Origin of the sequence: Enterobacter sp. BNK-34 (assembly GCF_048684445.1) — a bacterium.
GTDB classification, from domain to species: Bacteria; Pseudomonadota; Gammaproteobacteria; order Enterobacterales; family Enterobacteriaceae; genus Enterobacter; species Enterobacter pseudoroggenkampii.
The window spans coordinates 2,826,709-2,841,452 of the sequence record NZ_JBLQUA010000001.1; the positions used below are offsets into that span (position 1 = coordinate 2,826,709).

At 55.2% G+C, this 14,744-nt stretch carries 12 protein-coding genes; 3 read left to right on the top strand and 9 right to left on the bottom strand.

Features of this window, described 5'->3' with window-relative positions; all coding sequences use genetic code 11:
- Positions 1-7: 7 nt before the first annotated feature.
- The 3 genes from ACMGG5_RS13715 to pncB all read right to left on the bottom strand — a co-directional run bounded on the left by ACMGG5_RS13715 (position 8) and on the right by pncB (position 4,474).
- A complete protein-coding gene (locus ACMGG5_RS13715) occupies positions 8-1,099 on the bottom strand; it encodes a porin (RefSeq protein WP_023615888.1) in 1,092 nt (363 codons plus the stop codon).
- Positions 1,100-1,704: 605 nt separating this feature from the next.
- Entirely contained in the window at positions 1,705-3,105 is a 1,401-nt protein-coding gene (gene asnS / locus ACMGG5_RS13720; RefSeq protein ID WP_024907781.1) for an asparagine--tRNA ligase, read from the bottom strand.
- 166 nt (positions 3,106-3,271) lie between these two features.
- Positions 3,272-4,474 carry a nicotinate phosphoribosyltransferase gene (gene pncB, locus ACMGG5_RS13725; RefSeq protein ID WP_048991015.1) on the bottom strand — a complete coding sequence of 401 codons (1,203 nt, stop codon included), beginning with the start codon at positions 4,472-4,474 and terminating at the stop codon, positions 3,272-3,274.
- A gap of 254 nt (positions 4,475-4,728) precedes the next feature.
- Here pncB and pepN point away from each other — a divergent pair, with 254 nt between their 5' ends.
- Entirely contained in the window at positions 4,729-7,341 is a 2,613-nt protein-coding gene (gene pepN, locus ACMGG5_RS13730) for an aminopeptidase N (RefSeq protein ID WP_420277999.1), read from the top strand.
- A gap of 49 nt (positions 7,342-7,390) precedes the next feature.
- Here the strand turns inward: pepN and ssuB are convergent, their stop codons facing one another.
- The 5 genes from ssuB to ssuE are packed head-to-tail and all read right to left on the bottom strand — an operon-like array spanning position 7,391 to position 11,631.
- Positions 7,391-8,161, bottom strand: a complete 771-nt coding sequence (gene ssuB / locus ACMGG5_RS13735) for an aliphatic sulfonates ABC transporter ATP-binding protein (protein ID WP_090417511.1) — start codon at positions 8,159-8,161, stop codon at positions 7,391-7,393.
- Positions 8,158-8,949, bottom strand: a complete 792-nt coding sequence (gene ssuC / locus ACMGG5_RS13740) for an aliphatic sulfonate ABC transporter permease SsuC (protein ID WP_023311016.1) — start codon at positions 8,947-8,949, stop codon at positions 8,158-8,160. Before ssuC ends, ssuB begins: the two co-directional genes overlap by 4 nt.
- A gap of 9 nt (positions 8,950-8,958) precedes the next feature.
- A complete protein-coding gene (ssuD, locus tag ACMGG5_RS13745; protein ID WP_420278000.1) occupies positions 8,959-10,104 on the bottom strand; it encodes an FMNH2-dependent alkanesulfonate monooxygenase in 1,146 nt (381 codons plus the stop codon).
- Positions 10,101-11,063: a sulfonate ABC transporter substrate-binding protein gene (locus ACMGG5_RS13750; RefSeq protein WP_061715632.1), complete on the bottom strand. Its 963-nt coding sequence runs from the start codon at positions 11,061-11,063 to the stop codon at positions 10,101-10,103. Before ACMGG5_RS13750 ends, ssuD begins: the two co-directional genes overlap by 4 nt.
- Positions 11,056-11,631, bottom strand: coding sequence for an NADPH-dependent FMN reductase (gene ssuE, locus ACMGG5_RS13755; protein WP_023335146.1), 576 nt, complete (start codon positions 11,629-11,631; stop codon positions 11,056-11,058). The genes ACMGG5_RS13750 and ssuE overlap by 8 nt, the downstream gene beginning before the upstream one ends.
- A gap of 248 nt (positions 11,632-11,879) precedes the next feature.
- Between ssuE and pyrD the strand changes: the two genes are divergently transcribed.
- A complete protein-coding gene (gene pyrD, locus ACMGG5_RS13760; RefSeq protein WP_420278001.1) occupies positions 11,880-12,890 on the top strand; it encodes a quinone-dependent dihydroorotate dehydrogenase in 1,011 nt (336 codons plus the stop codon).
- A gap of 166 nt (positions 12,891-13,056) precedes the next feature.
- The gene (zapC, locus tag ACMGG5_RS13765) at positions 13,057-13,599 is read left to right on the top strand and encodes a cell division protein ZapC (RefSeq protein ID WP_023311020.1); all 543 of its coding nucleotides are present in this window, start codon (positions 13,057-13,059) and stop codon (positions 13,597-13,599) included.
- Here the strand turns inward: zapC and ACMGG5_RS13770 are convergent.
- Entirely contained in the window at positions 13,596-14,705 is a 1,110-nt protein-coding gene (locus ACMGG5_RS13770; protein ID WP_420278002.1) for a YcbX family protein, read from the bottom strand. The genes zapC and ACMGG5_RS13770 overlap by 4 nt on opposite strands.
- Positions 14,706-14,744 lie beyond the last annotated feature (39 nt).

Below are 14,744 nucleotides of genomic sequence, written 5' to 3' on the forward strand. Positions count from 1 at the left end.
GTTCTGATTAGAACTGGTAAACGATACCAACACCAGCCTGGTCGTCGGTAGACAGAGCTGTTGCACGGGTGTAATCATTCTCATCCAGCAAGTTGAACTTGTACGCAGCATAAACGTTCATGTTCTTGTTGAAGTAGTACCAGGTACCCACTTCGATGTATTTAACCAGATCAGCATCGCCACCTGCGAAAGTAGCACCGTTAGCAGTACGGCCTGTCAGGTCTTTACCCTTAGACTGCACATAGCCAATGGATGGACGCAGACCAAAGTCGAACTGGTATTGAACCACAGCTTCGAAGTTCTGCGTTTTGTTCGCGAATTCGTCATCGTTTTCACGAGTCATGTTACGGGATTCGCCGTACATAACAGATGCGTATACGCTGTTCGCATCATATTTCAGTGACGTTGCCCAACCTTCAGCACGTTCACCTTTACCATCGGCAGTCTGCTTAGTGGAACGGTCAGAGTTGGTGTATGCCGCGGTTACGTTGAAGCCGTCTGCGAAGTCATAACCCAGAGAGTAGCTGCCGCCATCGCCGTTCTGGCGAGAAGTGGTGTGGCCGTTTTCATTTTTACCCTGGTACTGCAGGCCCAGTGCCAGACCATCAACCAGACCGAAGAAGTTAGAGTTACGGTAGGTAGCTAAACCGGTGCTACGTGAGGTCATGAAGTTATCAGTTGCGGCCAGAGAGTCGCCACCCCAGATAACCAGCATATCGGTTGAAGCCAGCGCATCATAGAACACACCGTAGTTACGGCCGTAATCAAATGAACCGTATTCACCCGCTTTCAGACCCGCGAAAGCCAGACGGGTTTTGGTACCCTGAGCACCTTCCTGAGAGGAAGCGTCCATGTTGTATTCCCACTGGCCGTAACCTACCAGTTGGTCGTTAACCTGGGTTTCACCTTTGAAACCGATACGGGCATAGGTGGTATCGTTGTTATTAGATGCACCGTTAGTAGTCCATTGATGCTCACCTACAGCTTTACCGTAGAAGTCCAGCTTGTTAGCGTTTTTGTTATAGATTTCTGCAGCGTTAGCTGCACCAGCTACCAGCAGAGCAGGGATAACCACTGCCAGAATATTGCGCTTCATCATTATTTATTACCCTCATTGGTTTTTTTATGACACTCGCCACTGCCGTCAATAAATTCTGTCAATAAATATTTCCGGAACTATTGATGAGAGTTTGGTGTCTTTATGTATCTGACAGGCATCTTTCCATTCGGCGAAGCGTTTCGCTAGCCTGAAAGTGCTACAATTCTCAAGATTAAGTAACCGAAAGAAAATATGTGTAACTAAATATTTATTTTTGGGAACTTTGTGAACCACCTCAAACTTCAGAGTGCCCTGGCGAATTAAGCGACAGGACATATCCTATATATATGAATTCCTTATGATTAATTGAGATAACGGCGATTCATATAAACAGAGGCTAAACGACTCAGTTTTTCTTATGACTCCAGAAAGACTTCTGGATGGCTGAAAAAGTGGTTGAAATTTGTGCTATCGCTTGAGGATGTAATAATCGCAATAAGAATGGGGTTTATTTTTTGTGGCTGGATATTTCGCGGAAACAAAACGTAACAGGTAGTGGTTGTGACGGGGTGAAGGTTTAAAGATGCTGACTTTGCGCTGACGAAAACTGACAATGCAGAATAAAATAATGGCCAGCACAGGCTGGCCATTTTAGTTTTTACCGATTAGAAGCTGGCGTTACGTGGTGTACGTGGGAATGGAATCACGTCGCGAACGTTCTGAACACCGGTAACGTAGGCGATCAGACGCTCGAAGCCGAGACCAAAACCGGCGTGCGGTACGGTACCGTAACGACGCAGATCGCGGTACCAGCTGTAGTCAGCTGGGTTGAGCCCCATCTCTTCCATACGCGCGTCCAGCACGTCAAGACGCTCTTCACGCTGAGAGCCACCGATGATTTCACCGATGCCCGGCGCCAGTACGTCCATCGCTGCCACGGTTTTACCGTCTTCGTTAAGGCGCATATAGAAGGCCTTAATGTCTTTCGGGTAGTTTTTAACGACAACCGGCGCTTTGAAATGTTTCTCGGCCAGATAGCGTTCGTGCTCAGACGCCAGGTCAACGCCCCAGTAAACCGGGTTCTCGAACGTCTCACCGCATTTCTCGAGGATCGCCACCGCGTCGGTATAGTCCACCTGCGCAAAGTCGGCAGACACAAAACGCTCCAGACGCGCCACAGCATCGCTGTCTACGCGTTCTGCGAAGAATTTCATGTCGTCAGGACGCTCTTCCAGCACCGCTTTGAATACATACTTCAGCATCGCTTCCGCCAGACCCGCAACATCGTCCAGGTCGGCGAACGCCACTTCCGGTTCCAGCATCCAGAATTCCGCAAGGTGACGGCTGGTGTTGGAGTTTTCGGCACGGAAGGTTGGGCCAAAGGTGTAGATCTTAGACAGCGCACAGGCGTACGTTTCGCCGTTGAGCTGACCGGATACCGTCAGGAAAGCTTCTTTACCAAAGAAGTCTTTGTCATAGTCCACTTTACCTTCCGGCGTGCGCGGCAGGTTTTCCATGTCCAGCGTCGAGACGCGGAACATCTCACCCGCACCTTCTGTATCGGACGCGGTGATCAGCGGGGTAGACACCCAGAAGTAACCCTGCTCGTCGAAGAAACGATGCAGCGCCTGCGCCAGAGTATGACGCACGCGCGCCACCGCACCAATCAGGTTGGTACGTGGACGCAGGTGCGCCACTTCACGCAGGTATTCAATGCTGTGACGTTTTGCTGCCATCGGGTAGGTATCCGGATCTTCAACCCAGCCGGTGACTTCAATGGCTGAGGCCTGAATTTCGAAACTCTGACCCTGGCCCGGGGATGCCACAACCACGCCGGTGACAATAACGGAACAGCCCGTCGTCAGGCGCAGAACGTCATCATTGTAATTGGGCAGAGAATTATTAATGACGGCCTGTACAGGATCAAAGCAGGAACCGTCATAGACGGCAAGGAAGGAGATGCCAGCTTTAGAATCTCGGCGGGTACGCACCCATCCGCGCACGGTGACCTGTTGGTCAACGGCGACACGGCCCTGGAGTACGTCGGCTACAGGCACAACGCTCATAATATTCTCTCTGTTAATAGTCGGAAAAAATAAACACTTGTCCACCCTTATGGGGGGATATCTATGTTACCTGCCATCCGCTATCAGACAAGTAAATTTCGCAGTCAAAAGAGAAGAATTAAGAAATAAATAAGAAGAGGGGAGCCATAAAGGCTCCCGTAAGCGCTTAACTGGCTTTTTTGATCTGAGGAAGATCGAAGGCTTTGCGCAACGCGCGAACAAACGCTTTGTCATGGCAGATGGTTTTGCCCGGGCTGTCGGAGAGCTTCGCCACCGGCTTGCCGTTACATTCCACCAGTTTGATGACAATATTCAGAGGTTTTACCTGAGGAATATCGCAGGTCAGACGGGTTCCGATCCCGAAGCTCAGGTTCACCCGGGTGTTGAAATGGCGATAGAGTTCGACCGCTTTCGCCAGGTCGAGGTTATCGGAGAAGACCAGCACCTTGCTCATCGGATCAATGCCGAGTTTCTCGTAATGGGCAATGGCCTTCTCGCCCCATTCAACCGGATCCCCTGAGTCGTGGCGTAATCCCTGGTAACGTTCAGCGAACTCGGGACCAAAGTCGCGCAGGAAGGCATCCATCGTAATACAGTCGGTGAGGGCGATCCCGAGTTGATTCGGGTACTCCTCAAGCCATGCGGCCAGTGCCGCGCGTTGGCTGTTTGCCAGATCGGGGCTGATCTGCTGATGCGCCTGGAACCACTCGTGCGCCTGGGTACCCATTGGCGTCAGGCTGAGGCGACGCGCCAGATCGTAGTTACTGGTGCCTACAAACCACGGCTCCTGCTGCAGACGTTTAACGATGGCCTCCTGAACGTCGCGCGAGAAACGACGACGGGTGCCAAAGTCCATCAGGCGGAAGCGGGACATGTCTAACCCTTCGGTCAGCGTGGAGAAGGCCGCGAGTTTATTTTCCAGCGCGGCGACCGCCTGCTCGACGCCCGTTTCCGGCGAACGGTAGCGGTGAGCCAGTTCGCTGATCACCGCCAGAAGCGGCACTTCCCACATGATCACTTCCCGCCACGGACCTTCAAGGCGAATATCCAGCTTGCCGTTATCGTTAAGCACGGTGACCTGCTCCGGCTTATAGCGGAAATCGCGCAGCCAGTTCAGATAGTCGGCTTTGAAGAAAGGCAGGCCAGAAAGCCACTGATATTCCTCGTCCTGCAGCGTCAGATGCTGCATAGCATTGACCTGTTCACGAATGGCGTCTGCGTAGATACCGAGCAAGTCGTCGCCACGGCAGCGGAATTCCGCCGCGACATGAACGTCATAGTAATGGTGGAAAACGGCTTGCTGCATATGCAGTTTATACGCGTCGGTATCCAGCAACGTATGCAGAACTGGAGAAGCGAATTGAGTCATAGGTGCGCAGTAGCATCCTCTCACAGGAGCGTTTAGTACAATAAACAACTCCGGAGTATACCTTGTTTAGTGATTTATTGAACCCCGATCACAACATAAGCGCGTTTTATGGTCGAGGGCATTTTGTGCCCCGTGTTATACAAATGTAGCAAAAAAAGGTTTTGACCCTGAAAAGATGAACATTCTGCATAGCGCGTTTTGCGCAACAGGAATATATTGAAACGTTACTCGACAAACGATGCATAAGGTTTTCTATGACACAACAGCCACAAGCCAAATACCGCCACGACTACCGTGCGCCGGATTACCTGATTAGCGAAATCGATCTGACTTTTGACCTGGATGCCACTAAAACCGTTGTCACGGCGGTAAGCAAGGTGACGCGCCACAGCGCAACTGCGGTGCCGCTGCGTCTGGATGGTGAAGACCTGACGCTGGTCTCCCTGCATATTAATGATGAAGCCTGGTCAGACTATAAAGAAGAAAACAACCAGCTGGTCATCGACAACCTGCCGGAACAGTTTACGCTGCGCATCGTGAATGAAATCAGCCCGGCCGCCAACACCGCACTGGAAGGGCTTTATCAGTCAGGCGTGGCGCTGTGTACCCAGTGTGAAGCGGAAGGGTTCCGCCACATTACCTGGTATCTTGACCGCCCGGACGTCCTGGCGCGCTTCACCACCAAAATCATCGCCGATAAAACCCTCTATCCCTTCCTGCTCTCCAACGGCAACCGCGTAGGTGAAGGCGAGCTGGAGAATGGCCGTCACTGGGTGCAGTGGCAGGATCCGTTCCCGAAACCGTGCTACCTGTTTGCGCTGGTGGCGGGGGACTTCGACGTGCTGCGTGACACCTTCAAAACGCGCTCAGGCCGCGAGGTGGCGCTGGAGCTGTTTGTTGACCGCGGCAACCTTGACCGCGCGCCGTGGGCGATGACCTCCCTCATCAACTCCATGAAGTGGGACGAGGAGCGCTTCGGCCTCGAATATGACCTCGACATCTATATGATCGTCGCCGTCGATTTCTTCAACATGGGCGCAATGGAGAATAAAGGCCTGAACGTCTTTAACTCCAAATACGTGCTGGCGCGTACCGATACTGCAACGGACAAAGACTACCTCGATATCGAACGCGTCATCGGCCACGAATATTTCCACAACTGGACCGGCAACCGCGTCACCTGCCGCGACTGGTTCCAGCTGAGCCTGAAAGAGGGCCTGACCGTCTTCCGTGACCAGGAGTTCAGCTCCGATCTGGGTTCACGCGCGGTAAACCGCATCAACAACGTGCGTACCATGCGCGGCCTGCAGTTTGCGGAAGATGCCAGCCCAATGGCGCATCCGATCCGCCCGGATAAAGTCATCGAGATGAACAACTTCTACACCCTGACGGTGTACGAGAAGGGCGCCGAAATTATCCGCATGATCCACACCCTGCTGGGGGAAGAGAACTTCCAGAAAGGGATGCAGCTCTACTTCGAGCGTCATGACGGCAGCGCGGCCACCTGCGACGATTTTGTGCAGGCAATGGAAGATGCCTCTAATGTCGATCTCTCTCACTTCCGCCGCTGGTACAGCCAGGCCGGTACGCCGATTGTTACCGTCAAAGACGACTACAATCCTGAAACCGAGCAGTACACGCTGACCATCAGCCAGCGCACGCCGCCGACGGCAGAGCAGGAAGAGAAATACCCGCTGCATATTCCGTTCAGCATTGAGCTGTACGATAACGAAGGCAAAGTCATTCCACTGCAGAAGGGCGGTCACCCGGTACACCACGTGCTGAACGTGACCCAGGCCGAGCAGACCTTTATCTTCGATAACGTCTATTTCCAGCCGGTGCCTGCGCTGCTGTGTGAATTCTCCGCGCCGGTGAAGCTGGAGTACAAGTGGAGCGATCAGCAGCTGACGTTCCTGATGCGTCACGCGCGTAACGATTTCTCCCGCTGGGATGCCGCACAAAGCCTGCTGGCGACCTACATCAAGCTCAACGTAAACCGTCATCAGCAGGGCCAGCCGCTGTCGCTGCCTGTTCACGTAGCTGACGCGTTCCGCGCGATCCTGCTGGATGAGAAGATTGACCCGGCATTGGCCGCAGAAATTCTGACTCTGCCGTCAGCGACTGAAATCGCGGAGTTGTTCGAGATTATCGATCCGATCGCGATCGTGGCGGTGCGTGAAGCGTTGACCCGTACGCTGGCTACTGAGCTGGCGGACGAGTTCCTCGCCATTTATAACGCCAACAAGCTTGACGCTTATCGCGTTGAGCACGCGGACATTGGTAAACGTTCTCTGCGCAACACCTGCCTGCGCTATCTGGCGTTTGGTGAAACCGAGCTGGCGAACACCCTGGTGAGCAAGCAGTATCACGAGGCGGATAACATGACCGACGCCCTGGCCGCGCTGGGCGCAAGCGTTGCTGCTGAACTGCCGTGCCGCGATGCGCTGATGCAGGAGTACGACGACAAGTGGCATCAGGATGGCCTGGTGATGGATAAGTGGTTCATCCTGCAGGCGACCAGCCCGGCGGCCGATGCACTCAGCAACGTACGCAGCCTGCTGAAGCATCGTTCCTTTACCCTGAGCAACCCAAACCGCGTGCGTTCGCTGATTGGCGCGTTTGCCAGCAGCAACCCGGCGGCGTTCCACGCCGAAGACGGCAGCGGTTATCAGTTCATGGTGGAAATGCTGACCGAGCTGAACAGCCGTAACCCGCAGGTGGCGTCGCGCCTGATTGAGCCGCTGATCCGTCTGAAGCGTTACGATGCGAAGCGTCAGGCGAAGATGCGTGCCGCGCTTGAGCAGCTGAAAGGGCTGGAAAATCTGTCTGGTGATTTGTACGAGAAGATTGCTAAAGCGTTAGCGTAATATAAGTTAACCCTCCCTCTCCCTGTGGGAGAGGGCCTGGGTGAGGGCATCAGGCATTAGCCTTAGCTCGCTGTAACTCCGTGCTCCCGCGCTTCATCACTCGATCTAATACCTCAGCTTCGAGCTCCCCCAGTCTTGCCGAGCCCACGCGACGAGGCCGCGGAAGATCCACCGTCAGATCCAGACCTATTTTCCCGTCCTCTATTAACAGCACCCGGTCCGCCATCGCGACGGCTTCGCTCACGTCATGCGTCACCAGCAGTACCGTAAAGCCGTGCGCCTGCCACAGGGATCCAATCAAATCCTGCATTTCGATTCGCGTCAGGGCGTCCAGCGCGCCGAGCGGTTCATCAAGCAGCAGCAGGCCAGGACGGTGAATCAACGCCCGCGCCAGCGCCACGCGCTGCTTCTGCCCACCCGAGAGGGCGGCAGGCCATTCATCGGCTCGATTTTCCAGCCCAACGGCGGCCAGCGCCTGGCGGGCTTCATCCCGCCAGCTGCCCTTAAGACCGAGCCCGACATTGTCGATAACCGTTTTCCACGGCAGCAGCCGCGCGTCCTGAAACATCATGCGGGTATCGTCCTGAATATTCGAAAGCGGCGTTGTTCCTGCCAGAATGTCGCCGCCGTTGGGGGCTTCCAGTCCGGCCAGCAGCCTTAGCAGGGTACTCTTGCCGCCGCCGCTGCGCCCGACAACGGCCACAAATTGTCCGGCGGGAATATGCAGATCCAGCCCGTTAAGAATGGTGTTTTCGCCGTAGCGTTTGGTCACGCCGTTCAGCAGTAACGGTGTTCCCTGGTTCAGTCGTGCAGTATTCATGCTTTCGCCTCCTGAAGGGTGTAGGCCGGGTTCCAGCGCAGCCAGCTGCGCTCCAGCCACTGGGCGCTAACGTCGGCGAGTTTGCCGAGCAGGGCATACAGAATGATGGCAACCACCACCACGTCCGTTTGCAGGAATTCGCGGGCGTTCATCGCCAGGTAACCAATGCCTGAATTGGCCGAGATAGTCTCTGCTACAATCAGCGTCAGCCACATCAGGCCGAGCGCAAAACGCACCCCGACCATAATGGAGGGCAGGGCGCCCGGCAGGATCACGTGTATAAAGAGAGAAAAACCCGATAAGCCGTAGCTGCGCGCCATCTCCACCAGACCGCGATCGATATTGCGGATCCCGTGCCAGGTGTTGATGTAGATCGGGAACAATGTGCCCAGCGCCACGAGGAAGATCTTGGCGCTCTCATCAATCCCAAACCACAGGATAACCAGCGGGATCAGCGCCAGATGCGGCACGTTGCGCAGCATCTGAATTGAGGTATCCAGCAGCCGCTCGCCCCAGCGGGAGAGGCCACTGATCAGTCCCAGAACCAGACCGATGCTGCCGCCGATGGAAAACCCAATCACGGCGCGCCAGGAGCTGATCGCCAGATGCTGCCACAGCTCACCGCTCACGCTCAGCGACCAGAACGCTTCTACGACGCCCTCCGGGGAGGGCAGAATGCGGCTCGACAGCCAGCCGGTGGACGACGCGAGCTGCCAGAGTGCCACAATGCCGACGGGTAAAAACCACGGCGCGGCGCGCAGCAGCCATTTTTGTGAGGTGGCAGACATGGTCACTCCTTAGCTCTGCGCGGCTTTGCGTGGAATAAACTCGTTCGCCACGGCTTCGCCCTGAAGCTGAAGCCGCTGCGGCTGTGGAATTTCCGGAATGGCGACATCCAGATGCGGGAATAACAGCTCGCCCACCTTGTACGCCTCTTCCAGATGCGGATAGCCGGAGAGAATAAAGCTGTCGATGCCCAGCTCGGCGTATTCATTAATTCGCGCAGCTACGGTCGGGCCGTCGCCAACCAGCGCCGTACCCGCACCGCCGCGCACCAGGCCGACGCCCGCCCACAGGTTCGGGCTGATCCCCAGGTTCTCGCGCTTGCCGTTGTGCAGGGACGCCATTCGGTGCTGTCCGACGGAGTCGGTTTTGGCAAATGCAGCCTGGGCTCTGGCGATCGTTTCATCATCCAGATGCGAGATCAGGCGGTCCGCCGCCTGCCAGGCTTCTTCATTGGTTTCGCGAACAATCACATGCAGGCGAATGCCGAAGCGCACCTTGCGGCCATGGGCGGCCGCCTTAGCGCGGACCTGGGCAATTTTTTCTTTCACCAGCGCAGGCGGTTCGCCCCAGGTCAGATAGAGATCGACCTGCTCTGCCGCCAGATCCTGAGCTACATCCGACGATCCGCCAAAATAGAGCGGCGGGCGCGGCTGCTGCACCGGCGGGAAGTAGAGTTTCGCGTCGCGAACGTGGATATGCTTGCCTTCAAAGGTGACGGTTTCACCTTCCAGCAGACGTCGCCAGACGCGGGTGAACTCGGCGGAGGCTTCATAGCGCTCGGTATGGTCGAGGAATACCCCATCGCCCGCCAGCTCCTGCGGATCGCTGCCCGTCACCAGGTTAAACAGGGCGCGGCCGTTGGACAGTCTGTCCAGCGTTGCCGCCTGACGTGCCGCCACGGTAGGAGAGACGACGCTCGGGCGTAACGCAACCAGGAACTTCAGACGCTGGGTGACCGGGATCATCGACGCGGCCACGAGCCAGGCATCTTCACATGAACGTCCGGTCGGGATCAGCACCCCGGTGAAACCGATTCGGTCCGCCGCCTGCGCAATCTGCTGCAGGTAGCCGTGGTCAACCGGGCGCGAACCCTCTTCTGTACCAAGATAGTGTCCATCACCGTGGGTGGGTAAAAACCAGAAAAGATTCAGACTCATGATTTAGCTCCTTCTTTGCCTGCTGGCTGCCAGATGCGTTCGCGAATAGTGACCTGTTTCGGCACCAGGTGGTTTTGATAGAAAAGGTCAGCCGTTTGTTGCTGAAGCGCGGCGACGTGGGCGTCCACGGGCGTGATGGTGGTCGGTGGACGGTGGTTGAGATAGCTCGCGATCACCGGCTCAGGTAAGCCCATGGTTTTCGCCAGCAGGGTAATGCTCTCCTGGCGCTGGGTCTGGGTCAGCGCATCGGCCTGGGTAAAGGTATCCAGTACGCCCTGAATAAATGCGCCGTTCTTTTCCGCATAAGGACGCGCGGCCAGATAGAACGAACCGGTCTGCTTCAGCGTGGTGCCGTCTTTCAGCACGCGAACGCCGCCCTGCAGTAATGCGGCGGAGTAGTACGGATCCCAGATGGCCCAGGCATCAACGTTCTTCTGCTGGAATGCGGCGCGCGCGTCGGCAGGCGTCAGGTAAACAGGCTGAATGTCAGTGAACTTGAGCCCGGCCTCTTGCAGGGCACGCAGCAATAGGTTGTGTGAACTAGAACCCTTCTGGAATGCGACCTTATGGCCTTTGAGATCGGCGACGGTTTTAATATCGCTGTTTTCAGGCACCAGGATCACTTCGGCCTTCGGTTTGGGCGGCTCAACGCCAACATAGACGAGGTCCGCTCCCGCCGCCTGGGCAAATATCGGCGGAATATCGCCCGTGCTGCCGAGATCGATACTGCCCACGTTAAGGGCCTCCAGCATCTGCGGGCCGGCAGGGAACTCCACCCAGGAGAATTTGGTGTCCGGGAAGCGTTTTTCCAGAAGCTGGTGGCTTTTCGCCAGCACCATGCTGACGCTGCCTTTCTGATAGCCAATGCGTAAACTTTCCGGAGCCGTTTCTGCGGCATGGGCCAGCGAGGAAAGCGCCATCAGACCTGCCAGGCCGATACGGGTTAACGTTTTAAACATGTGCGACTCCTTGAGGCTGACCAAACGCCGGCGCCTGGATATCCCTGCGGTGCAGAGCATGCCAGAAGGTTTCCAGGGCAGTATCGAGGCGGGTTTGCAGGTTCGGCGTAAAATGAGGTTTATGTTGATAATCGATAACCTGGGAGTCATCGGCGAAAACGCCGTGGAGGATCTCCTGCGCTTTCAATGCGTTCAGCACCGGCTTCAGGGCATAATCCACGGCCAGTAGATGGGCAACCGTACCGCCTGTTGCCAGCGGCAGCACGACTTTGCCGTCCAGGGCACGTTCCGGAAGCAGATCGAGCAGGGTTTTCAGCGCCCCGGAAAAAGAGGCTTTATAAATGGGCGTTGCCACAATTAGGCCGTCAGCGCCGTTAAGTTGCTCGATGAGCGTTTTAAGCGCAGGGCTGTCGAAACGGGCATAAAGCAGATCTTCAGGTTCGAAGTTATGCAGGTTCCAGTGGCACACTTCCACATCCAGGGCATTGAGTTTTTCGCGGGCATATTCCAGCAGGGCGCTGGAGCGCGAAGGGAATCGTGGACTTCCGGCCAGGGTAATGACGCGCATACTTCCTCCTTATAACTAATTGTTTGCTTTTATCTAACATTCATAACAATTTTCAGGAGTGTGACACCGCGCGGTTATTCCACTAAATGATTTATCTGCAATTAAAATGCGAAAAAGTGCATAAGAAATAGACAGGGAGGTAAACGATTGCGTTTTACGCTGATTTTTTGCCGCAGGTCAATTCCCTTTCGCGCGTGGATCGCCCATAATCCCCTCCCGGTTTGCACACCGGGAATCCAGGAGAGTTCATGTACTACCCCTTCGTTCGTAAAGCTCTTTTCCAGCTCGACCCTGAGCGCGCTCATGAATTTACAATGCAGCAATTACGTCGTATTACCGGAACGCCGCTGGCCGCGCTGGTGCGCCAGCATGTCCCGGTAAAACCTGTGCAGTGCATGGGTCTGACCTTTAAAAACCCGCTGGGTCTGGCGGCTGGTCTGGACAAAAATGGCGAGTGTATTGATGCCCTGGGCGCGATGGGCTTTGGCTCTATTGAAATCGGGACCGTCACGCCGCGCCCGCAGCCGGGAAATGACAAGCCGCGCCTGTTCCGCCTGGTTGAAGCCGAAGGGCTGATCAACCGCATGGGCTTTAATAACCTTGGCGTTGATCACCTTGTTGAGAACGTTAAAAAAGCCCACTTTGACGGAATTCTGGGCATCAATATCGGCAAAAATAAAGACACGCCGGTCGAGCAGGGTAAAGATGACTATCTGATTTGTATGGAAAAAGTCTACGCCTATGCCGGTTATATTGCGGTGAATATTTCTTCACCCAATACTCCGGGGTTGCGCTCCTTACAATATGGCGAAGCGCTGGACGATCTTCTGAGTGCCATTAAAAATAAGCAAAATGAACTCCAGACGATCCACCATAAATATGTTCCGGTCGCGGTTAAGATTGCCCCGGATCTTTCTGCCGAAGAATTGATCCAGGTTGCCGACAGTTTAGTTCGCCATAATATTGATGGTGTGATTGCAACCAATACCACCCTCGATCGCTCCCTCGTGCAGGGAATGAAAAACTGTGACGAAGCGGGTGGGTTAAGCGGACGTCCGGTACAATTAAAAAGCACCGAGATTATTCGCGCCCTGTCTGCGGAATTAAAAGGATGCCTGCCGATTATTGGCGTCGGTGGCATCGACTCCGTGATTGCTGCGCGCGAGAAGATGGCGGCGGGTGCGTCACTGGTGCAAATCTATTCCGGCTTTATTTTTAAAGGACCACCGCTGATTAAAGAAATCGTTACTCATATCTAATCTTTTCTCTTAATCAGACAACCAGGGCTTTATTTCCAGCCCTGGTTGTTTTATATTCCGTCACTGTTGCTTATTTAGACATTATAGTCTTTTATTAATGGTGTTATAAACGAAGCGGCGATCAGGACATTTTTAGTACAGGACGTTTCGGGGACGGGAGAGAAACATGCGAATTAAACCTGACGATAACTGGCGCTGGTATTTTTGCGACGAGCATGATCGAATGATGCTCGATTTAGCCAATGGCATGTTGTTTCGCTCTCGTTTCGCCCGCCGAATGTTAACCCCGGATGCGTTTTCCCCGTCGGGCTTTTGCGTTGACGATGCAGCGCTTTATTTCTCCTTTGAGGAAAAATGCCGCGATCTGGTGCTTTCTAAAGAGCAGCGTGCCGAGCTGGTATTAAATGCGCTGGTGGCTATCCGCTTCCTGAAACCGCAAATGCCGAAAAGCTGGCATTTTCTTGCGCACGGTATGAGCTGGACCCCGGCAACGGGTGACGCGGCGAGCGTCAATCTGAGCGATACCGCAGAAGAGGTAAGCCTGCTGGTGGTTGAGCCTGGTGAAAATGCTGCGCTCTGCCTGCTGGCCCAGCCCGGCGTAACCATTGCCGGGCGGACGATGCAGCTTGGCGATGCCATTAAAGTGATGAACGACAGGCTGAAGCCACAGCTGCGCGTAGATTCTTTCAGCCTCGAACAGGCGGTTTAAGCTTCCAGCTGTACGGACGTTTTCGGTATGCAGCTACAGCACAGAATTGTGCCGTCATTTCCAATTGCCGATTTTTTCAACGCACTTACTTCGCCATCCACCAGCCTGATGCGGCAGCATCCGCAAATGCCTGCGCGACAGGAATAGGGGACGCGAATACCTGCCTGCTCCAGTTGCTCCAGTAATACCTGCTGGTTGTTGCCACGGATGATGTTGCCCTGCCAGTGAATATCTACCGCAGAGGCGACATTCGTCACAACGTCGACCATTTCTTCTTCCTGACCTGAGCCGTACACTCTTGCAGGCCCTCGGGCAAGGATCTCTACCTCATCACCAACGCGGATTGCACCGCTGGAGCGCGGGATCAGGTTCTGACCGAAATCCACATCGCCGTTATCCTGCGCGGTGCGGAATGACTGCAGCGTCTTCAGCGGTTCGCCGGAAGGGTGCTTCTGGCCTTTCTCCGGGCTCACCGTGGTGAAAATGCAGCGGCTACAGGGTTTTACGACATCAAAGATGACGTTGCCAATACGGATCACTTTCCAGGTGTCTTCGTCCCAGGCGTCGACACCGGTCACCACCAGGTTCGGACGAAACTGTTCCATCTGAACGCTGGCTTTGCAGCGGCCTTGTAAATCACGCAGCGAGGCTTCGTTAGTCAGCAGGAACGGGAAGCCATCGGCGAAGGAGAGGGGAACGGCGTCGTGGCGCTTCACGCGTCGCGTCGGTTCAGGCCCAACCCAGCGCAGCTGCACGTCGCGGGAGAAGAAGCCGCTCAGCCAGCGGTTAATCTCATCCGGGGCGATGCGCGCGGTAAAATGGTTACCCCACACTTCCGTTGGCGCATCGACGGGCGCAAAATCCGCAAAGCGAATCACCGCGCTGGAACCGTCCGGCGCGGTAAGGTGCAAACCGTCGTGAAGCGGGGAAGGGGTAAAGCGAACCATCTGCGGGAACTGGCGTGCGGTAATGAACGTACCGTCAGGCTCGGTGACCATAAAAATACGATCGAAGGCGAATCCGCTCATGTCGGCCAGCGCGTGAGAGACGCCGATGCCGCGCATGGATTTCACCGGATGAATAAAAAGCCTGGATAACGTCGCCACTGCACACTCCCACAAATGAAAATAAGCCTTCAACTTTAT

Coding starts and splice junctions, on each gene's coding strand:
- ssuE (WP_023335146.1), bottom strand. CDS start 11,631: ATGCGCGTCATTACCCTGGCCGGAAGTCCACGATTCCCTTCGCGCTCC.
- pyrD (WP_420278001.1), top strand. CDS start 11,880: ATGTACTACCCCTTCGTTCGTAAAGCTCTTTTCCAGCTCGACCCTGAG.
- ssuB (WP_090417511.1), bottom strand. CDS start 8,161: ATGAATACTGCACGACTGAACCAGGGAACACCGTTACTGCTGAACGGC.
- asnS (WP_024907781.1), bottom strand. CDS start 3,105: ATGAGCGTTGTGCCTGTAGCCGACGTACTCCAGGGCCGTGTCGCCGTT.
- ssuC (WP_023311016.1), bottom strand. CDS start 8,949: ATGTCTGCCACCTCACAAAAATGGCTGCTGCGCGCCGCGCCGTGGTTT.
- pepN (WP_420277999.1), top strand. CDS start 4,729: ATGACACAACAGCCACAAGCCAAATACCGCCACGACTACCGTGCGCCG.
- zapC (WP_023311020.1), top strand. CDS start 13,057: ATGCGAATTAAACCTGACGATAACTGGCGCTGGTATTTTTGCGACGAG.
- ACMGG5_RS13750 (WP_061715632.1), bottom strand. CDS start 11,063: ATGTTTAAAACGTTAACCCGTATCGGCCTGGCAGGTCTGATGGCGCTT.
- ACMGG5_RS13715 (WP_023615888.1), bottom strand. CDS start 1,099: ATGATGAAGCGCAATATTCTGGCAGTGGTTATCCCTGCTCTGCTGGTA.
- pncB (WP_048991015.1), bottom strand. CDS start 4,474: ATGACTCAATTCGCTTCTCCAGTTCTGCATACGTTGCTGGATACCGAC.
- ssuD (WP_420278000.1), bottom strand. CDS start 10,104: ATGAGTCTGAATCTTTTCTGGTTTTTACCCACCCACGGTGATGGACAC.